This is a genomic window from Baekduia alba (assembly GCF_028416635.1).
Classification (GTDB): Bacteria; Actinomycetota; Thermoleophilia; order Solirubrobacterales; family Solirubrobacteraceae; genus Baekduia; species Baekduia alba.
In genome coordinates this window covers 3,187,112-3,205,714 of record NZ_CP114013.1, presented here as the reverse complement: position 1 = coordinate 3,205,714, position 18,603 = coordinate 3,187,112, and the positions used below count along the sequence as shown (strand labels likewise).

Below are 18,603 nucleotides of genomic sequence, written 5' to 3'. Positions count from 1 at the left end.
TCCGCCACGCCCGGCAGACGCGCCTTCGCACCCGCCGGCGCCGCCACCGCCCTTGGCCGCAGTCGGCCTCGGGTCGCCGCCACCGCTCTCGCACCGGCGCGTGGTCCACCCTGGTGGTGCGAGGGTCGCCGGCTCCGCCGGCGTGGGGTGCTAGGCCTCGCCGTTGTCGCGGCGCGTGCGCCAGGCGACGAGGCGGCGGGCGAGGACGGGGGAGAGGCTGGTGGCCAAGGCTTCGGCTTCGGCGTTGGCCTGCTCGTCGTCGAGGCCGAGGACTTCCTGGGCGAGGACGCGGGCGGCGTGGCGGCGGGAGGTCAGGACCAGGGCGGCGGAGGTGCCGTTGGCCGTCAGCGTGAGGGCGTCGGGTGCGACGAGGTCCAGCGCGCGGAGGCGGCGGATCATCTCCAGCGCCGTCGGGTGTGAGACGCCGACCTTGCGGGCGACCGCGGCCTGGGAGGGCGGCACGCCCGCGGAGTTGAGGTCGCGGAGGGCGAGCAGGTAGCGGGCCTCGCCTTCGGTGAGCTCCATGCACGGCACGTGGTCGGGACCAACGGTCTTCGGGCGTGCGGGCGGGCGGGCGGGCATCTCTCGTCTACAGGGTACCTGTCGGTGGCGACGCCGGCTCAGGTCGACGCGAGGCCCTGGCGGAGCGCGCCGGCGATCTGACCAATGGCCGCGCGGCTGCTCCGGGCCCCGCTCATGTTGAAGAAGCCGTGGACCTGCGCGTGGCGCTGCGTCGCGACCGGCACGCCCGCCGCGCGCAGCCGTGCGGCGTAGGCCTCGCCCTCGTCGCGCAGGACGTCGGGCAGGCAGGTCGCCACGTAGGCGGGCGGCAGCCCGGTGAGGTCCGGCGCCCGCAGCGGCGACGCCCGCCACTCGTAGCGGCGCGCCACCTCCGGCAGGTACTTGCCCGTGAACCAGTCCATCCCGGGCTCGGTCAGCACGAACCCGCGCGCGTACGTGGCGTAGGACGCCGACTTCGCCGCCACGTCGGTGACCGGGTACAACAACAACTGGAACGCGGCGTCGGGCAGCTCGTCGTCGTCGCGGGCGGTCAGCGCGACGACCGCCGCGAGGTTCCCGCCCGCGCTGTCGCCGCCGACCGCCAACCGTCCGCCGTACCGCTGCGCCGCCCACCGGTATGCCGTGATCGCGTCCTCGACGGCCGCCGGGTACGGATGCTCGGGCGCCAGCCGGTAGTCCACCGACAACACGCGCACGCCGCTCAGCGCGGCCAGCAGCCGGCAGCTCGCGTCGTGGGTCGCGACCGACCCCTGGACCCAGCCGCCGCCGTGGTAGTACACCAACAACGGGGTGTCCTCCCCGGCGGTCTCGGGCACGTAGAGCCGGGTGGGCACGCCGTCGGCGACGTGGTCGCTGACCGACAGCCCCGCCGTCCGGACCCCGAGCGCCCGCGCCTGCAGCGCCAGCCGCCGCCGCTGCTCGACCACCGGCGCCTCGTCGCTCATCCGATCTGGTCCGATCGCCACGAGCCGCGCGATCAGCCACGCCTGCGGGTGCAGCCCGGCCGCCGCGGGCGGCGGCGTGCCGGCCAGCCGCCGCAGCGCCGCGTCGGGCAGCGCCAGCAGCAGCCGCGCCAGCCGGCCGCCGGCCCACGCCTCGACCCGACCGGGCCAGAGCCGCCACGACGCGCCCATCACCTACACCAACGCCATTCCCGGCCGGACGCCGACCTCGACGAGCCGCGGCCCGTCCTCGTCGGCCAGCGCGGCTTCCAGCGCCGCCCGCAGCTCGTCGCGCCCCGACACCTTCACGCCCGGCACCCCGTAGCTGGCCGCCGTCGCCGCGACGTCCAGCGCCGGCAGGTCCAGCCCCGGCGCCCCCGACAGCCCTTCGAGCCCCGAGAACCACTTCAAGATGGAGTACTCGCCGTTGCGCAGGACGAGGAACGTCACCGGCAACCCGTAGGCCTTGGCCGTCCAGAACCCGGTGATCGCGTACTGCGCCGAGCCCTCGCCCAGGACGCACACGACCGGTCGGGACGGCGCCGCGAGCTGCACCCCGAGCGCCGCCGCGAGCCCGAAGCCGAGCCCGCCCGCCGCGCCGAAGTAGTACGACCCCGGCCGCGACAGCCGCAGGCGGTTGCGCAGCGCCAGCGTGCTCGACGGCGACTCCAGGACGACGATCGCGTCGTCGGGCAGCACCGCGGCCAGGACGCCGTGCACGTCGCCGGCGTCCATCAGCCCGGTGGCCGGGTCGGCGTCGCCGGCCGGCGGCGGAGGGTCGAGCGGCGGTGGCGGGATGCGCGTGACCGACACGCCGTCCACCGCCGCCAGCAGCGCGTCCAGCGTCAGCGCGATGTCGGCCACGATCGCGTCGCCCATCGGCGCGCGCGCCGCCTCGTCGGGGTCGTTGGTCAACGCCACCAACTCGGTCCCGTCGCCGAGGGCCGGGCCCGGGATGTGCGGGTAGTACGGGAAGACCGAGGACCCGACGACCAGCACCAGGTCGTACTCGCCGAGCACCTGCCCGGCCGGCCCGATCGCCGGCGGCAGCACGCCGCGGAACAGCGCGTGCCCCTCGGGGAAGCCGAGCCGCCCGCCGCCGGGCGCGGGCGACGCCCAGACCGGCAGCGACAGGCGCTCGGCCAACGCCACCGCCTGGTCCCACCCGCCGGCCGCGTCGATCCCCGGCCCCGCGACCACGACCGGCGCCGAGGCGGCGGCCAGGCGGGCGGCGAGGGCGGCGACGGCGGCAGGGTCGGCCACGGCGCGGCCGCAGACGGCGCGCCCCAGCGCCAGCCGCGTCGCGCCGTCGTCGACCTCCGCGCCCCAGTCGTCCATCGGCAGCGACACGAACGCCGGCCCCGCCGGCGGCAGCGAGGCGATGTGCGTCGCCCGCGCCAGCGCCGCCGGCACGTCGACCGCCCGCGGCGGCTCGAACGACCACTTCACGTACGGCTGGGGCACCTCGACCGCGCGGACGTTGGTCAGGTTGGCCTGCATCGTCAGGTACGGCCGGACCTGCTGGCCGGCCGTGACGAGCAGCGGCGCCTTGTTGGCCTGCGCGTTGAAGAGCGCGCCCATCGCGTTCCCGACGCCGGGGGCGGTGTGCAGGTTGACGTGCGCGACGCGCCCGGAGGCCTGCGCGTAGCCGTCGGCCATCCCGACGACGACCGCCTCCTGCAACCCCAAGACGTACGTGAAGTCCGGCGGGAAGTCCGCGAGCATCGGCAGCTCGGTCGAGCCGGGGTTGCCGAAGATGGTCGTCATCCCGCGCTCGCGGAAGAACGCGAACGCCGCCTCGCGCACGGTGGTCATCGGCCCGCAGCATCGCAGGGCGCCGGGAGATTCGCGCGCCATGCCGCGCGAGCCCCTCGTCGTGTTGCACGGCGTCACGATGAGCGCGCGCCTGGCACACCGCGTCCGGCCGCTGCTGGAGCTGGACGTCGCCGTCGTCACGCCGACCGCGCTGGGCCACAGCGGCGGGCGCCCGGCGATCCGGCGCGCCCGCCCGGATCGAGCACGTCACACCACGGTCGACGGCCTCGGCCACGTCCCATGCTCGACGACCGGAGCTGGTCGCCGCGACGATCCGCGCGGCGACCCGGCGGGCGGATCCGCCGGTGACCTGGCCGAAGCGCGAGGTGTGCACTAGAGTTGCCGATCGACAACCATGGATGCCACCGCCGCCCCGCCCGACGACGACCTCGACGCCCTGGCCGGCCGCATCGGCGGCGCCGTCCGCGAGCTGCGCCTGACGCAGCGCTGGTCGCTGGGCGACCTCGGCCGCGCCGCGGGCCTCTCCAAGACGATCCTCGCGCGCATCGAGCGCGGCGAGGGCAACCCGTCGATCGAGACGCTGTGGCGGGTCTCGCGCGCGCTCGACGTCCCGCTCGGCTCGCTGATCAGCCCGCCCACCGGCCCGCGCGCGCGGGCGATCCCGGCCCGCTCGGGTGAGCCGATCCCCTCCGAGGGCGGCATGGACGCGTGGCTCCTGCACGTCGCCGGCCACGAGCACCGCAGCGAGATGTACGACATCGAGCTGCCGCGCGGCACCGACCAGCGGACCGACACGCACCTGGCCGGGACCGAGGAGCTGATCGTCTGCGTCAAGGGCCGCGTGCGCGTGGGGCCCTACGAGCAGGAGATCGAGATCGGACCCGGCGACGCGGCGTGGTTCACCGCCGACGTCGCCCATCACTACGTCGCGCTGCGCGACACGCGGGCGCTCGTCTGGATGATCTACCCGGCGACGGCCGGGTCCGGGTCGGGGGCGAAGGCATGAGCGAGACGACCGTCGCCGCGCCCGCCCGCGGCGGCTGGGCGCAGCCCGCGATCGCCGGCCTCGTCGCGGCGCTCGTCGGCTTCGCCGGCTCGTTCGCGATCGTGCTCGCGGGCCTGCACGCGGTCGGGGCGTCCGACGCGCAGGCCTCGTCGGGCTTGTTGGTGCTGTCGCTCGGCATGGGCCTCACCGGCGCCGGGCTGTCCTACCGCTACAAGATGCCGCTGAGCGTCGCGTGGTCGACGCCGGGCGCCGCGCTGCTGATCACCGCCGGTCACGTCGACGGCGGGTACCCGGCCGCGATCGGCGCGTTCCTGCTGGCCGGCGTCCTGGTCGTGGTCACCGGGCTGTCGGAGCGCCTGACGCGCGCGATCGTCGCGATCCCGGGCCCGCTGGCCAGCGGCCTGCTCGCCGGCGTCCTGCTCCAGGTCTGCGTCGCGCCCGCGCAGGCGATGGTGCAGGTGCCCGGCCACGCGGCGCCCGTGATCGCCACGTGGCTGGTGCTGTGGATCGTCGCGCGCCGCTGGGCCGTCCCGGGCGCGCTGGCCGCCGCGGCCATCACGGTCGCCGTCGACCCCGCGCCCGGCGCGCACGCCGCGCACCTGCTCCCGCAGCTGACGTTCACCATGCCGCACCTGAACCTCGGCACGCTGATCGGCGTCGGGCTGCCGCTGTTCGTCGTGACCATGGTCACCCAGAACGTCGCGGGCATCAGCGTGCTGGCCGCCCACGGCTACGCGACGCCGGTGCGCCCGGCGCTGACCACGACCGGCACGGCGTCGATCGTCGGCGCGCCGTTCGGCGCCCACGCGATCAACCTCGCCGCGATCACGGCCGCGATGGCGGCCGGGCCCGACGCCGGCCCTGACCCGAAGCGGCGCTGGATCGCCGGCTCGACCAGCGGCCTCGTCTACGTGGTCCTCGGCCCGCTGGCCGGGCTCGCGACCGTCCTGCTCGCCGCCTCGCCGGTCGTCCTGATCGAGGCCGTGGCCGGGCTGGCGCTGCTCGGCACGCTCGGCGCCGCGCTGCGCGCCGCGATGGCCGACGACGACCTCCGCGAGGCCGCGGTCGCCACGTTCGTCGTCTCGGCGTCGGGCATCAGCGCGTTCGGCATCAGCGCGCCGTTCTGGGGGCTCGTCGCCGGGATGGCGCTGTTGGGCGCGCAGCGGGCCCGTACGCTGGTGGCGTGACCGTCGACGGCCGCCTCACGGTCGACCGCCTCGCCGCCGACACCGCGGTCGAGGTGCGCATGTTGGAGGACTTCCGCGTCGGCGAAGGGCCGATCCGCGCGCCACACCGCCACGACTACCACGAGCTGCTGTGGCTCCGCGAGGGCGCGGGCGAGCAGCTCGTCGACGGCGAGCCGCTGCCGATCGTCCCCGGGACGGTGACGGTGGTCGCGCGCGGCCAGGTCCACCAGTTCCGGCACGCGGCCGGCGTGGGCGGCGCGTTGCTGCGCATCACCGACGCGGCGCTCGCGGGCGGGACCGGGCGGATCGCCGCCGGCTGGCTGCTGGGCGGCCGCGGCGGGCGGACGATCGCCGTGCCGCCGACCGAGCGCGGGCGCTTCGCGTCCGTGCTCGCCGCGCTGCACGCCGAGACGACGCGGCCGCCCGACCCCTACGCCGCCGACCTCGTGCGCCACCTCACCTCGACCGTCCTGCTGTGGCTCGAGCGCTGGCACGACGCGTCGCGCACCGAGCGGCCGGCGGTCGACGACGCCGACGTCGCGCTGCACCGCCGCTTCGCCACGACGCTGGAGCGGGACTTCGCCCGCCACCACGAGGTCGCCCACTACGCCGACGCGCTCGGGGTCCCGGCCGCTGCGCTGTCACGCGCGCTGAGCGCCCTCACCGGACGCTCGACCAAGGAGCTGATCGTCGAGCGCGCGATGGTCGAGGCGATGCGCCTGCTGCGCTTCACCGACCTGACGGTGGGGGAGATCGCCTTCCGCGTCGGCTACGGCGACCCGCTGTACTTCTCGCGCGCGTTCAAGCGCTTCGCCGGCCGCGCGCCGCAGGTCTATCGCGCAGAAGTCCATGGATCGGCGGGCTTCGCCCATACCGCAGGCCCCTGATCGCGGCGACACTGGACGGTGCCATGAACCCGTTCGCCACCGTTACCACCGGACCCGCCGCCGAGGGCGTCTCCACGCTCCCCGTCACGCTGCGCTTGGGGCCCGTCAGCCTCACGGTGACCGACCTCGACCGCTCCGTGGCCTGGTACCAGAGCGCGCTCGGCCTGCGCGTGCACCGCCATGACGTGGATGTCGCCGCGCTGGGCGACGGCACCGAGGACGTCCTCGTCCTCCACGAGGACAGCACCGCCCAGCGGCCGCGCCGGCACTCCGGCCTGTACCACTACGCCCTGCTCTTCCCGACGCGCGAGGAGCTCGCCCGCGCCGCGCTGCGCCTGGCCGCGACGCGCACGCCGATCCAGGGCGCGTCGGACCACGGCACGCACGAGGCCCTCTACCTCGCCGACCCGGACGGCAATGGCATCGAGCTGGCCGCCGACCGCCCGCGCGACCAGTGGCCCTCGCCCGAGGAGGAGTTCTCCGGCGGCGGGCCGCGGCCGCTGGACTTCGACGCGCTGCTGGCGTCGGTCGCGGGCGAGGAGCCCAGCCCGCAGGTGCGGCCCGGCCTGCGGATGGGCCACGTGCACCTGCACGTCGCCGACGTCCCGCGGGGCCTGGCGTTCTACCGCGACGTCATCGGCTTCGACGTGTGGGCGCTGATGCCCTCGGCCGCGTTCGTCGCCGCCGGCGGCTACCACCACCACCTCGGCTTCAACACCTGGCGCGGCGAGCACATCGGCCCGGCGCCGGCGGCCGGCGTCGTCGGCCTGCGCCACTGGACGATCGTGCTCGCGACGGTCGACGAGGTCGCCGCGGTGCGCGAGCGCGTGCGCGCCGCCCGCCTGGCGTCCGAGGACGTCGCCGGTGGCTTCGCGGTGACCGACCCGTTCGGGATGACCGTCCGGGTCGTGGTCACCGCCTAGCGCCAGGGGTTCAGGCTCCGCCGTCCGGGTACTTGGAGGCCTGCCAGCTGGCCCATCTCCGTTGCCTTTTGGTGTGGACTTCTGAGAGGGTCGGCGGCGAGTCATCCTAGGAGGAGGAGAGAGCACAATGCGCATCACGCGTTGGGCGGCCGCCCTGGCGGCCACGACGTCGTTGCTGGCCGTGTCCGCGGCCAGTGCCGGAGCGGCGCTGCCGGTCATCTACAACTTCCCGACGGCGATCGCCGCGTCGGCGCTGCAGCCCGGTGGGTCGCCGCTCGGGGCCGACGACCCCAACTGCCATCCGTCCGCCGCGCACCCGCGCCCGGTCGTCCTGGTCAACGGGACCTTCGCGAACCAGATCACGAGCTGGAACGCGATCTCACCGTTGTTGAAGAACAACGGCTATTGCGTCTACACCTTCAACTACGGCGGGCTGTTCCTGGGCCAGATCGGCGCCACCGGCCCGATCGCGGCGTCGGCCGGAGAGCTGAAGACCGAGGTCGACCAGGTTCTCGCGCAGACGGGCGCGGCGAAGGTCGACGTCGTCGGCTGGTCGCAGGGCGGGATGATGCCGCGCTACTACCTCAAGAACCTCGGTGGGGCGAGCAAGGTGAACGCCTTGATCGGCCTGGCGCCGTCCAACCACGGCACGACGCTCAGCGGGCTGGCGACGCTCGCCGGGTACTTCCCCGGCGCCCTGGACCTCGTCGGCGCGGCGTGCCCCGCATGCGGCGACCAGGTCAGGGGCTCGTCGTTCATCACCGCGCTCAACGCGGGCGGCGACACCGTCCCCGGCGTGAGGTACACGGTGATCCAGTCCACTTATTACGTGGGTGCCTCAGGGGGCGACATCGCCCGTCATGGCGCCACGAATCGCCTCTCGTTCGGTGCGTTGGTGTGACTTCGCGAGACCTGTAGCGACAAGGGTTGAGCGGCGGTGGAGGGACGCCGCTGTCACGAACCGGTCACAGTCGTGACCGTCGTGACAGTCTGCTGTCGGGGGCGTCGTTCACGATGCGCTCTGTCCAGGCCGGCTCCCTTACCTCCCCGAGCCGCATTCGAGCCCCGGTCTCGCCTCAGGTCTGCCACCCGGGCGGGCCGGGGCTCGTCTGGACATTCGTAACCTGTCCCCGGCGTAGGTCACACTCGCGGCGTTCTGCAACGCACCGCGAGGAGGCACACCATGGCGACGAAGACGAAGGTCGGTGTCCGGCTCACCGGCCGCTTCACCCCGGGCACGGAGGTCGATCTCTACCCGCGCATCGGGGTGATGTTCGATCGCGCCCACGTCGGGTCGCCGATCGCGACTGCCACGGTCGACGAGATCGGGACCGTCGACTTCGACGACGTCGACGCGTCGCCGGGCGACCGCTTCTGGATCGCGGGTGCCGACGAGGACGACGTCTGGCGTGGCGTCCAGGTCACCGCCAAGGCGCGGGATGGCGATCGGCCGCGGCTCGGCGGCGACGAGATCCGCGACCGGCTCGCGCAGACGCGTCCGCCGTCATCCGCTGTCGCCGCCTCGACGACGACCGGTGCGCGCTCCACGACGTCGACGCGCGTGGTCGGCATCGGCGGCCAGCCGTTCGCGAACTCCAAGGTCGGGCTGCCGACGCCCGACGAGGACCGCGACCCGAACCCGGCGCCCTACCCGCGGATCGAGGACGTTGAGCCCGGCACGGTGCTGCGCTCGCACACCGTGACGGGCGAGGCGCACCCGGTCGACCTCGAGGTTCCGGATGGCCAGCTGCGTCAGGACCAGGTGTCGGCCGACGTGTTCCAGGCGTCGTGCACGCCGTTGGGAACTGCCACGGTGCTGCCGCAGCAGCCCGGGCAGCCGGAGAGCGCCACGGTCGAGGGCGACACGAACGAGCGAGTTGCCGCGCAGAAGGCGACGCCGAAGAAGCGGACGCCGGCCAAGAGGCCCGCCAAGCGCAAGGCGTCGTCGACGGCGAAGAAGCCGGTCGCGAAGAAGGCCCAGACTAAGCCGGCCGGCGGCCGTGCGACGGCGCGCAAGCCGTCTCCGAAGAAGAGCTAGAGCGTCCGGGGCGGCGGGGTGGCGTACGAGACGAGAGAGCAGGTCCTTCAGGCCTTCAAGCACGACCACGCGTACTACGCGGAGAAGTGCTTGAAGATCGTGAACAAGCGCGCCCAGCTCGTTCCCCTCGTTCCTCGTCGTGGGCAGCTCAAGTTCTACGCGGCCATCGCGAAGCAGAAGGCTGCTGGGCTCCCGGTGCGGATCATCGTGTTGAAGTGCCGCCGCACCGGGCTGTCGACGTCCTCAGCGGGTGTTGTGGAGCAGAACACGACGCAGAAGGCGAATCGTCGCGGGCTGATCGTTGCTCACGACGTTGACACCGCGGCCGAGATCTTCGACATCGCGAATCGCATGTACACGAACTTGCCACCGGACCCTGCGGTCAAGCCTCCCCTGGCAGGTCGGCGGAACGCTGCCAAGGAGAAGTACCTCAAGTTCGGCAACCGAGCCGGGGTGGCACACGCAACGGGAGACGCCGGCTTGGACTCTCACATCGCGATCGACACCGCAGGCGAAGTCGACGCGGGACGCGGGAAGACGATCACCGATCTGCTGTGCACCGAGGTCGCGTCGTGGAAGCACCCGGAGAAGGCGCTCTCGCTGATGAGTGCCGTGGCCGACGAGCCCGACACCTACATCATCTTGGAATCCACCGCGAAGGGGGCGAACTTCTTCAAGTCCCGTTGGGATCGCGCGATGCGCGGCGAAGGTGGGTTCGCCCCCGTGTTCATCGGCTGGACGGAGGATGAGGACTGCACCCGCGCGTTCCCGAGCCCCGGGGCGCGCGAGGCGTTCATCAAGACCATCGGGTCGGGCCCGTGGGGCGCAGACGAGCCTCGCTTGGTGGATGTGTTCGGCTGCACGCCGGAGCAGCTCTGGTGGCGCCGCAACGCGATCGTGGACAAGTGCGACGGCAAGTTGGAGTTCTTCAAGCAGGAGTTCCCGAGCAGCCCCGAGGAGGCGTTCATCGGCTCGGGCAAGCACGTGTTCTCCATCGAGTTCATCTCGAAGGCGATCGACCGTGCGGAGGCGATCGAGAAGCTGCCGCCGGCTCGGGTCGGGCTCGGTGGTCCGCAGCGGGGCGTGTTGCTGCCGTCGGGTGTCAAGACGCGTGCGCTGACGTACGGCACGATCGAGGTTCCCACGGGCACGATCTGGACGCCGCAGGCGGCGACGGGGTTCGATGCGACGCACCCGTTCTGGACGGTGTGGAGCATGCCGTGGCGCGGCGCCGACGACGTCCAGAAGCGGTTCACCGCCGGGCTTGGCGGACTCACGGAGGCCGACGTCGCTGCGGCGCGCGATCTCGCCGCAGAGCCAGATGGCCAGTACATCGTCACGGTCGACCCCGCGGGCGGCGACGAGAACACCGCTGGCGATCAGGCGTTCCATGCGATCGAGGTCATTGACCATCGCACCGGCGAGCAGGTCGCCGAGTACGCGTCCCGTGAGGATCCCGACGAGATCGCGCGTCAGGCGCTTCTCGCCGGGCTGTGGTTCAACGAGGCGTGGATCTCGATTGAGGCCACCGGCGGCTGGGGTCTCGCGCCGCTGCGGAAGCTGTGGAAGGACTTCGGCTACCGGCGCGTCTTCACGCGCAAGTCGCTGGACGGCACGAAGGAGAAGACGTCGGACCGGCTCGGCTGGTCGACGGATCGGCGCACGAAGCCGTTGATGGAGGACACCGCGCGCGAGGAGCTGCGCGAGGGCTCGCACGGGATCCGGTCTCGTGCGCTCGCGCTGGAGTTCACGACCTACGTGAAGCTGCCCGACGGCTCGCACGGCCCTGATGCTGAGGCGTTCTCCGATCGCCTGATGGCGTGGATGCAGGCCAAGCAGTTGCGCGGCGAGATCGCTGTGCGTCCGGTGCCGAAGCCCGGCGGCGACGAGCACTCGTCCCTGACCCGACCCCTTGGAGGCTGAGCCATGCCGCTGGAGATCGTCTCGAACGTCCACGAGCAGCCGAAGGTGTGGTGCTACGTCTGCGGCGCCGGGTTCGGCGCGAGCAAGATGGGCCGGCCGTTCGAGGAGCACGTCGCGCGGTGCTCGGAGGAGCACGACGAGCACCTGCGCCAGCAGAGCTTCCGCGTTCGTGCGCCGCACCTCTTCGACCCGTTCGTGTCCGGTGACGTCGAGTTGGGCGCCTACATCCGAGCCAACAGCGCAGCGATCTTGCATCGCCGCTTGAAGATCTAGAGGGAGGCCGCAGGACATGGCACGTGGAGACCGAGAGTGGATCGTCATGCTCGACGAGTACGGGACCGAGGACGAGTTCCGCCGGGCGATCGCCGAGGAACTCGCTGGGCTGGAGAACATCGGCCATCGCATCGGCGGCGGGTTCGTCGTCACGCCGCTGCGCCGCCCGGTTCTGCGCGGCGAGGTGACCGTGTTCGAGACGGTGGGGTGGCACTTCAAGCAGGTGTTCATGCCGGCTGCGCGACCCGCAGAGGCCGAGCCGGAGACGCCTTCCGTCGCCGCTGACGAGGAGCCGGCCGCACCTGCGGCGGCCGAGTAGGAGAAGCGCATGCCCGTCGAGATGACCCCCGAGCACCAGTCGCGGCTCGAGGCCGAGGTGAAGTGGTTCAACGATGTCGCCGAGCCGGAGCACAAGCTCTACGAGGCGCGTTGGGATCACCAGGACGTCCTCTACTTCGGGCACAAGCGGTTCGTGGAGTCCTACTCGGACGCCTCGGTCAACGATCGTCGCAACGTGCTCGGCGATGGCCGGAAGGAGTTCGGCGCTGAGCTGCACATCCCGTACGTGTTCTCGACGATCCACACGATCGGGCCGCGGACGCTGAGCAACCGGCCGAAGATGCTGTTCACGCCGCGGGACAAGATCGCCGCGGACAACGTCGACAACGTCACGACGGTCTGCAACGCCCAGCAGCACCGTGCCGACTACGAGTTGAAGCTTCAGACCACGAACCTCAGCGGCCTGAAGCACGGCATCGGGATCCAGAAGACGTGGTGGCGCTTCGATAGCACCGAGACGTTCGCGCTGGCGATGGGCCAGGGCGGGCAGTGGGTGCGGACGCCGGTGACGCGCAAGGGCTGGGACGACCCGGACTGCGGCGACGTCGACATCCGTGACTTCTACTGGGACCCCTTCGGCGATTCGATCCAGAGTTGCCGAAGGGTGCTTCACCGGTCGTGGCGCGACTGCTCGTACATCCTCGAGCGTGTCGCGGCGGGCAAGGACGGATGGGGTCTCTACCCGCTGGAGGCCGACGACCTCGAGAGTGGTGGCGGCGCCGAGCAGCACCGCAAGGCGTGGGCGGGGCGCCGGTTCGCGCAAGGGCTCGGCACGGGAGGGCTGAGCAAGGGCGCCGACATCCACGAGGTGTGGGAGATCCACGACCTCACGCGGCAGGAGGTCGTGACGGTCATCGACCGGAAGTGGGTCGTCGCGATCATCAAGAACCCGTACTGGCACTGCGAGCTGCCGTTCCAGGCATACCGGCCGATCGAGATCGAGCACCAGTTCGTCGGCGTGTCGGTCATCGATCCGATCGAGGACTTGCAGCGCGAGCTCGACATGCTCCGCACGGATCGTCGCTGGAACGCGATGCTGAAGCTGCACCAGACCTACGCCTACAACGACGGCGTGGTCGACCCGGCGCAGATCAAGATCGGGCCCGGGCGTCTGGTGCCGGTCAACGGGGATCCGCGGGACCTGCTCGTGCCGTTGCAGGTCGGCGACATTCCGAACTCGGGGTACCAGGAGGAAGCGGCGCTGCGGGCGGACATCGAGCGCACCACGGGTGTCGATGACACGGTGGCCGGCAACGACGGTGGCGCGGCGATGACCGCGACCGGCGTGCAGCTCGTGCAGGCGGCGGCCGGGGTGCGGATCCAGGCGTACACGCGGCGGATGGAGCTTGAGCTGATCAAGCCGCAGGCGTCGCAGTGGTTGGCGCTGAATCAGCAGCGGTGGGCGACGAATCGGGATGTGCCGATCCCGGCGATGCCGACGCCGCAGGAGCCTGAGCGTCGGTGGGCGTGGCGGACGATCGGGCCGGCGGAGCTGGCTGGGGAGTTCTCGGTGGAGCCGGAGGGTGGGTCGACGGCGCCGGACAACGTGCCGCAGGATCGGCAGGACGCGCAGATGATCGCGACGATCGCGCAGCAGATCCCCGGGCTCGATCCGCGGCAGGTCGGGCTGTTGGTGATGAAGAAGCTTGGGGTGCCGTCGCCGGAGCGGTTGTTCGCGCCGGAGCAGACGGTGCCGCCGGAGACGCTCGACATCCTCAAGCAGGAGATGGTGAGCACGGTGGGGATGGACCCGGCGGGCGCGCAGGCCATGCTGGAGAACGCGTTGCATGCGGCGCTGAACGCGCGCGAGCAGGCGCAGCAGGGTGGTGGTGGTCCGCCGGAGAAGCCCGTGGATGGCCAGGCGCCGGCGCCGGATCAGCAGCCTCAGGCTGCGTAACCTGTCCGCACGGCAGGTCACACTCGCGGCGGATCTAGCCCCGCCTCCTTGGAGAACAGCATGGCCTCGCACGTCCTTCGCTCTGACCGGTTCCCTGTGGGGACGTCGGTCGGGATCTACCCCGTCGCGCAGAAGAACCCGGGGGTCGCGCCGCAGGGCTCGGCCGTGCAGACCGCGAGCGTTGCTGCGGACGGGACGCTGACGTTCGTCGGGTTGCCCGACGGCACCGCGTACACGGCGTACGCCACGGTGAACAGCGTGGTCGTCTACGTGGACTTCCGGACCGACAACGCGCGGATCCCGGAGAAGGGCCGCGAGTCGCGCGAGCAGCCGTCGCTGCCCGAGCTGAAGCGGCGCCTGTGGCTGCCCGGTGCCGCGGTGGACGACACGATCCCGCGCTCGGACGCGACGTCGGCCACGGCGCAGGCGCTGACGTCCGGGACGCTGCATCTCGCCGGGGGCGTCGTGCTGCCCGCGGGTGCGCAGGTCACGCGCGTTGGGTTCGTGTCGGGCTCGACGGCCGGTGCGACGCTGACGAACCAGTGGTTCGCGATCGTCCGGCAGGCCGATCTGGCTGTGCTCGCGGTGACGGTGGACGACGGTGCGACGGCGTGGGCGGCGAACACGCTGAAGGAGCTGCTGCTGTCGGCGCCGCTTCAGCTGCTCGATGACACGCCCGTGTATCTCGGGTGCCTGGTGGCCGCGACGACGCCGCCGAACCTCGGCGGGGCGCCGTTGGCGAACGCGGTGATCGCCGGGCTGGGAGGGACGGCGAAGCTGTCGGGCACGTCGTCGACGGGGCTGACGGCGCCGGTTGCGGTTGGTTCGGCCGCGGGCGCGGTGACGGCCACGGGTGGCGTTCCCTACGCGTTCGTCCGGTAGGTCATGGCGTCGGTCACGCTGAAGAACGATCGGTTCCCGGCCGGTACGTCTGTGAGCGCGTATCTGCGCTCTGACTTGCCGGCTATGCCGGACCCGCCTTCCGGGGCGCCGAGCGGGCCGGTAGCCGTCTCCACGGGGTTGGTGGGGGCGGACGGGTCTCTGTCCTTCTCCGGGTTGGCCGATGGCGCGAAGTACGTGGCGTACGCGCAGGTCTCGGGGCAGGATCGGTTCGTGCAGTTCCGGGCGCCGCGGGCGCCGGTGAACGCTGCTGTCGGGTCACGGGTCTTCTTCGTCGGTGACAGCCAGATCCAGAAGGGTCTGGCGGACAGCCTCTCCGATGGCACGGGGACGAGCTACGCGCCGCTGTTGCAGGGTCGCGCTTGGTACGCGTGGGCGATGATGCTGTCGGAGGGGCAGCTCCTCTACGCGGGTCAGGCCGCCACGGGCGGGGCGACGACGGCAACGATCATCGCCAACGGCCATCACACCGCTGCGGCGGCGCAGTCGGCCAAGCTCGTCGCGGTGCTGGCTGGTCGCAACGACATCGTCCTCAGCGTGCCGTTCGCGACGACGATCGCCAACCTGAAGACGATCTTCGACACGATCGCCGCGGCCGGCAAGATCCCGATCCTTTGCACGTTGCCGGCGCAGCCTGTCTACCCGACTGCGACGGCTGCTCAGCGCACCGCGGCCGCGCAGATCAACGCGTGGATCCGAAAGTACGCGCTGTCCAACAACTGGCCGTTGCCCGATTTCGAGGACGTCACGACCGATCCGACGACGGGCGGTCAGAAGGCCGGCATGATGCTCGACGCCTCCCATCCGGGCCCCGGGCTCGGCGCGCGGACGATGGGAGCCGAGTTCTACAACAAGCTCAAGTCCTACTTGGTGCCTCAGAAGCCGCTGCACGCGATCGGCCAGCCCAACACGGGCGATCTGAACCTGATCCCGAACCCGCTCAACCTCACGCTCACGGGGGCGGCGGGAACCGATCCGACGGGCTGGGCGGCGGCTACCGAGACGGGTACAGGCACGTTCACGACGTACGATCCTGCGACGACGGGAAGCGACGGTCTCGGGCTGTGGGCGCGCTTGGCGCGTACGTCGGGCTCGGGTGTCATGCGTCGTGCGCTGACGCCGAAGATCGCGGTCACGCCGGGCGACTTCCTCGAGTTCAGTTTCCGGTTCAAGACGGCGAGCCTCGAAGCGAACGGTGCGTGGGCAACCTTGCAGCTCGTCGGCTACGCGGCCATTGGAGATGACCCGGCCGCGGCCGTCGCACAGTACCTCGGTGGTATCAAGTCCTGGCGTGGTGACGTGGCGACCCCGGGCTTGTACTCGCAGCCGCCGTCGCAGGTTGCTGCGGGGATCAACTACGTGTCGGTCGTGGCGATCCTGTCGTCGGGTTCGGGTGCGGCGAACATCGACTTCGGTCAGATGGGGTTGGCCAACCTCACGCAGATGGGCGCGCTGAGCTAGTGCAGCCGACGCGGCACACGCAGCCACATCGCCGCGACACAGGACGTCAGCCAAGCCTCGCTCTCGCAGCGATGCTCCGTGGGGCGCCGACGTTCCTGCCGAACCCGATGGACGTGCAGCGCCGTACCCTCGCCGCAGCCCCGACGCTGGCAGAACTTCTCGCGTCCGCAGGCCGCTCTACGCTGCGGCGCTAGAAATGGAACCTGCGCAGATCGCAGATTACGAAGTGCGGACTCGAGCCGTCCGCGGCGCGCTCAGCGCGTCGCTGCGGGGCCTGTCTTCCGACGAGCTGTTCACCGCCGCCAAGCTGGTCGGCGAACTCCAGGATCACCCCGGGTGGGAGGTCCTTCAGCAGCTCATGGAGGCGCGCAAGCAGCGGCTCGTGACGTCCCTGATCCACGGTGCCGTGCTCGAGCAGCACGGCTATGTGGCGCAGACGTCGATGCTCTCCGGAATCGATCAGGTGCTCTACGCAGGTGACGCGATCAAGCAGCTCGCCCGCGAGAAGCAGGCCGAGCTCGAAGACCAGGCGCGTGGCGCCGGGGAGGAGCAGTCCTGATGGAGGCATCGGTCGCAGCACCGGCAGGCGATGGGGCGGCGGAGGCCGCCGAGGGCCAGGCGCCCGCGGTCGACTTCAGCCCCGTGTTGCAGCAGATCGAGGCGGTCGGCGGCCGGCTCGGTCAGATGGAGCAGCTGATCCAGCAGTTCGCCGCGCCCGATGGTGAGGGCGAGGAGGACGACGCGACGCTCGCAGCGCTCGCCGAGTTCTACGGCGCTGGCGGTCAGGAGCAGCAGCAGGCGCAGGCGCCGCAGTTCGATGCGGACGCTGCGGCCAAGCTTGTGGAGGCCATGCAGGGCAACGTGAGCACCCAGGTCCAGCAGGCGCTGGATCCGGTGATGCAGCAGCTCGGCGCGCTGACGGCCAAGACGAACGCCGACATGCTCCAGGCGGAGCTGCCGGAGTTGAAGAAGCCCGAGGTCGCGAAGGCCGTGATCGACGGGGCAGTGGGTCTGGCGCAGGCGGCGGGGCTTGACCCCAGCGTCGGCCGGCACCCGGATGTCGTGCGCGCGGTCTACAAGGCCATGCGCTACGACCAGATCGCTGCCGGCGAGGTGCCGGTGGATGAGTTGCAGCACCCCTCCCTGGAGCCCGGCGGCGGCGCGAGTCCGCGCGGCGGCGTGGGCGCGACGGGCGGGACCGCACAGGACATCTTGGCCGCGAGGGGCGGCAACTCGTTCTGGGGCACGTAGCCCCGGGATCGATCGGTGCGGACGACAACACCATTCGTCCCTCTTAGGAAAGGCACAGGCCCATGGCCGACGTCACCGGCTCCCGCGGAACAGGGAACATCAGCCAGTCGCTTCGTCAGATCGACATGGCGAAGGAGATCCTCGAGCTCGAGCCGAACAGCTATCCGCTGACGGTTCTGACGGGGATGCTCAACAGCGAGGTCACCGTCAACCCCGAGTTCTCCTGGCAGGAGAACAAGCCGAAGGCGCGTTTCGACGCGATCAACAACGGCGCGGGCTACAACAACTCCGCGACGTCGATCGTGGTCGACGACGGCACGAAGTTCGCTCAGCACGACCTGATCAAGGTCACGCGCACGGGCGAGATCATGCGCGTGACGGGCGTCGCGACGAACACGCTGACGGTCGTGCGTGGTGTCGGCGGCGGCGCTCAGGCGATCGTCGACAACGAGGAGCTGCTGCTGATCGGTGGGGCGCAGCCGGAAGGTGACTCGTCGCGTCCGGCGCGTTCGACGAACCCGACGAAGATCACGAACTACACCCAGATCCACAAGACGTCGTTCGAGTCGACCCGCACGCTGCGGCAGTCGAAGACGATGACGAAGCCGACGGACTGGGCGCGCTCCTCGGCGATCGCGGGCATCGAGCACGCGAAGGACTGGGAGTACATCTTCTGGCACGGCAAGGCGTCCGAGGATCTCTCGGGCTCGCAGCCGCGCCGGACGACCGCGGGTGTCCTGAACCTGATCTCGACCAACGTCTTCGATGCCGGTGGCACGTTGACCGAGGCCGAGTTCTTCTCGTTCTTCTCGCCGCTGTTCCGCTACGGCAACCAGTCGACGAAGACGCTGTTCGCGTCGCGGCTGCTGGTCGATGTGCTGAACGGCTTCCCGCGCGGCAAGCTCGAGGTGGTCCAGTCGGACAACGACCAGACGTTCGGCCTGAACGTCATGAAGTACCGGTCGCCGCACGGGACGCTGAACGTCCTGACGCACAACCTGTTCGAGGGCGCCAAGTACGGCGGCTTCGGGGCGGTGCTGGACCTGTCGCTCGTGAAGAAGCGCTACCTCTCCAACGAGGAGGGGTCGTCGGACACGCACATCGAGGACGACATCGGCGCGCCCGACGTCGACGGCAAGAAGTCCCAGTACCTCACGGAGCAGGGGCTGGAGTGCGGTCAGGATCCGGCGCACGGCCAGATCCAGAACGTCACGGGCTAGATCTACAACCAGCAGGGCGTCGCTGGCCGGGAGGTCGGCGGCGCCCGCACGTACTTCAA

The 18,603-nt window shown here is 71.4% G+C and carries 19 protein-coding genes; 16 read left to right on the top strand and 3 right to left on the bottom strand.

The genetic code is table 11. The features are described from left to right. Positions 1-150: 150 nt before the first annotated feature. Genes DSM104299_RS16205 through mdlC form a run of 3 tightly spaced genes read right to left on the bottom strand, consistent with a single transcriptional unit; the run spans position 151 to position 3,278 of the window. Positions 151-582 carry a metal-dependent transcriptional regulator gene (locus DSM104299_RS16205; RefSeq protein ID WP_272472675.1) on the bottom strand — a complete coding sequence of 144 codons (432 nt, stop codon included), beginning with the start codon at positions 580-582 and terminating at the stop codon, positions 151-153. Between the two features lie 38 nt (positions 583-620). Further along, complete coding sequence (locus DSM104299_RS16200) at positions 621-1,655, bottom strand: alpha/beta hydrolase (RefSeq protein WP_272472674.1); 1,035 nt, start codon at positions 1,653-1,655, stop codon at positions 621-623. Between the two features lie 3 nt (positions 1,656-1,658). Further along, positions 1,659-3,278 (bottom strand): benzoylformate decarboxylase, encoded by a 1,620-nt coding sequence (gene mdlC, locus DSM104299_RS16195; protein ID WP_272472673.1) that lies wholly within the window; start codon positions 3,276-3,278, stop codon positions 1,659-1,661. A gap of 40 nt (positions 3,279-3,318) precedes the next feature. On the opposite strand from mdlC, the gene DSM104299_RS16190 reads away from it, so the two are divergent. The 16 genes from DSM104299_RS16190 to DSM104299_RS16115 all read left to right on the top strand — a co-directional run bounded on the left by DSM104299_RS16190 (position 3,319) and on the right by DSM104299_RS16115 (position 18,544). Continuing rightward, a complete protein-coding gene (locus DSM104299_RS16190; protein WP_272472672.1) occupies positions 3,319-3,615 on the top strand; it encodes a hypothetical protein in 297 nt (98 codons plus the stop codon). Positions 3,616-3,633: 18 nt separating this feature from the next. Beyond that, entirely contained in the window at positions 3,634-4,245 is a 612-nt protein-coding gene (locus DSM104299_RS16185) for a helix-turn-helix domain-containing protein (protein ID WP_272472671.1), read from the top strand. Then, positions 4,242-5,432 carry a benzoate/H(+) symporter BenE family transporter gene (locus DSM104299_RS16180; RefSeq protein ID WP_272472670.1) on the top strand — a complete coding sequence of 397 codons (1,191 nt, stop codon included), beginning with the start codon at positions 4,242-4,244 and terminating at the stop codon, positions 5,430-5,432. Before DSM104299_RS16185 ends, DSM104299_RS16180 begins: the two co-directional genes overlap by 4 nt. Beyond that, positions 5,429-6,319: a helix-turn-helix transcriptional regulator gene (locus DSM104299_RS16175; RefSeq protein WP_272472669.1), complete on the top strand. Its 891-nt coding sequence runs from the start codon at positions 5,429-5,431 to the stop codon at positions 6,317-6,319. Before DSM104299_RS16180 ends, DSM104299_RS16175 begins: the two co-directional genes overlap by 4 nt. A gap of 23 nt (positions 6,320-6,342) precedes the next feature. Next, a complete protein-coding gene (locus tag DSM104299_RS16170; RefSeq protein WP_272472668.1) occupies positions 6,343-7,242 on the top strand; it encodes a VOC family protein in 900 nt (299 codons plus the stop codon). 127 nt (positions 7,243-7,369) lie between these two features. Then, positions 7,370-8,143, top strand: coding sequence for an esterase/lipase family protein (locus DSM104299_RS16165; RefSeq protein WP_272472667.1), 774 nt, complete (start codon positions 7,370-7,372; stop codon positions 8,141-8,143). Between the two features lie 282 nt (positions 8,144-8,425). Beyond that, positions 8,426-9,280, top strand: a complete 855-nt coding sequence (locus DSM104299_RS16160) for a hypothetical protein (protein WP_272472666.1) — start codon at positions 8,426-8,428, stop codon at positions 9,278-9,280. Between the two features lie 18 nt (positions 9,281-9,298). Next, positions 9,299-11,203, top strand: coding sequence for a terminase large subunit (locus DSM104299_RS16155; protein ID WP_272472665.1), 1,905 nt, complete (start codon positions 9,299-9,301; stop codon positions 11,201-11,203). Between the two features lie 3 nt (positions 11,204-11,206). Further along, entirely contained in the window at positions 11,207-11,476 is a 270-nt protein-coding gene (locus tag DSM104299_RS16150; RefSeq protein WP_272472664.1) for a hypothetical protein, read from the top strand. A gap of 46 nt (positions 11,477-11,522) precedes the next feature. Beyond that, positions 11,523-11,795: a hypothetical protein gene (locus DSM104299_RS16145; RefSeq protein ID WP_272472663.1), complete on the top strand. Its 273-nt coding sequence runs from the start codon at positions 11,523-11,525 to the stop codon at positions 11,793-11,795. A 9-nt stretch (positions 11,796-11,804) separates the two neighbouring features. Next, complete coding sequence (locus DSM104299_RS16140) at positions 11,805-13,712, top strand: portal protein (protein WP_272472662.1); 1,908 nt, start codon at positions 11,805-11,807, stop codon at positions 13,710-13,712. Positions 13,713-13,772: 60 nt separating this feature from the next. After that, entirely contained in the window at positions 13,773-14,594 is an 822-nt protein-coding gene (locus tag DSM104299_RS16135; protein ID WP_272472661.1) for a hypothetical protein, read from the top strand. Positions 14,595-14,597: 3 nt separating this feature from the next. Further along, a complete protein-coding gene (locus tag DSM104299_RS16130; protein WP_272472660.1) occupies positions 14,598-16,073 on the top strand; it encodes a GDSL-type esterase/lipase family protein in 1,476 nt (491 codons plus the stop codon). Between the two features lie 196 nt (positions 16,074-16,269). Beyond that, complete coding sequence (locus tag DSM104299_RS16125; RefSeq protein ID WP_272472659.1) at positions 16,270-16,632, top strand: hypothetical protein; 363 nt, start codon at positions 16,270-16,272, stop codon at positions 16,630-16,632. Continuing rightward, positions 16,632-17,324, top strand: coding sequence for a hypothetical protein (locus DSM104299_RS16120; protein ID WP_272472658.1), 693 nt, complete (start codon positions 16,632-16,634; stop codon positions 17,322-17,324). The genes DSM104299_RS16125 and DSM104299_RS16120 overlap by 1 nt, the downstream gene beginning before the upstream one ends. 62 nt (positions 17,325-17,386) lie before the next feature. Next, positions 17,387-18,544, top strand: coding sequence for an SU10 major capsid protein (locus tag DSM104299_RS16115; RefSeq protein ID WP_272472657.1), 1,158 nt, complete (start codon positions 17,387-17,389; stop codon positions 18,542-18,544). Positions 18,545-18,603: the final 59 nt, after the last annotated feature.

Coding starts and splice junctions, on each gene's coding strand:
- DSM104299_RS16205 (WP_272472675.1), bottom strand. CDS start 582: ATGCCCGCCCGCCCGCCCGCACGCCCGAAGACCGTTGGTCCCGACCAC.
- DSM104299_RS16200 (WP_272472674.1), bottom strand. CDS start 1,655: ATGGGCGCGTCGTGGCGGCTCTGGCCCGGTCGGGTCGAGGCGTGGGCC.
- mdlC (WP_272472673.1), bottom strand. CDS start 3,278: ATGACCACCGTGCGCGAGGCGGCGTTCGCGTTCTTCCGCGAGCGCGGG.
- DSM104299_RS16190 (WP_272472672.1), top strand. CDS start 3,319: ATGCCGCGCGAGCCCCTCGTCGTGTTGCACGGCGTCACGATGAGCGCG.
- DSM104299_RS16185 (WP_272472671.1), top strand. CDS start 3,634: ATGGATGCCACCGCCGCCCCGCCCGACGACGACCTCGACGCCCTGGCC.
- DSM104299_RS16180 (WP_272472670.1), top strand. CDS start 4,242: ATGAGCGAGACGACCGTCGCCGCGCCCGCCCGCGGCGGCTGGGCGCAG.
- DSM104299_RS16170 (WP_272472668.1), top strand. CDS start 6,343: ATGAACCCGTTCGCCACCGTTACCACCGGACCCGCCGCCGAGGGCGTC.
- DSM104299_RS16165 (WP_272472667.1), top strand. CDS start 7,370: ATGCGCATCACGCGTTGGGCGGCCGCCCTGGCGGCCACGACGTCGTTG.
- DSM104299_RS16160 (WP_272472666.1), top strand. CDS start 8,426: ATGGCGACGAAGACGAAGGTCGGTGTCCGGCTCACCGGCCGCTTCACC.
- DSM104299_RS16150 (WP_272472664.1), top strand. CDS start 11,207: ATGCCGCTGGAGATCGTCTCGAACGTCCACGAGCAGCCGAAGGTGTGG.
- DSM104299_RS16145 (WP_272472663.1), top strand. CDS start 11,523: ATGCTCGACGAGTACGGGACCGAGGACGAGTTCCGCCGGGCGATCGCC.
- DSM104299_RS16140 (WP_272472662.1), top strand. CDS start 11,805: ATGCCCGTCGAGATGACCCCCGAGCACCAGTCGCGGCTCGAGGCCGAG.
- DSM104299_RS16135 (WP_272472661.1), top strand. CDS start 13,773: ATGGCCTCGCACGTCCTTCGCTCTGACCGGTTCCCTGTGGGGACGTCG.
- DSM104299_RS16130 (WP_272472660.1), top strand. CDS start 14,598: ATGGCGTCGGTCACGCTGAAGAACGATCGGTTCCCGGCCGGTACGTCT.
- DSM104299_RS16125 (WP_272472659.1), top strand. CDS start 16,270: ATGGAACCTGCGCAGATCGCAGATTACGAAGTGCGGACTCGAGCCGTC.
- DSM104299_RS16120 (WP_272472658.1), top strand. CDS start 16,632: ATGGAGGCATCGGTCGCAGCACCGGCAGGCGATGGGGCGGCGGAGGCC.
- DSM104299_RS16115 (WP_272472657.1), top strand. CDS start 17,387: ATGGCCGACGTCACCGGCTCCCGCGGAACAGGGAACATCAGCCAGTCG.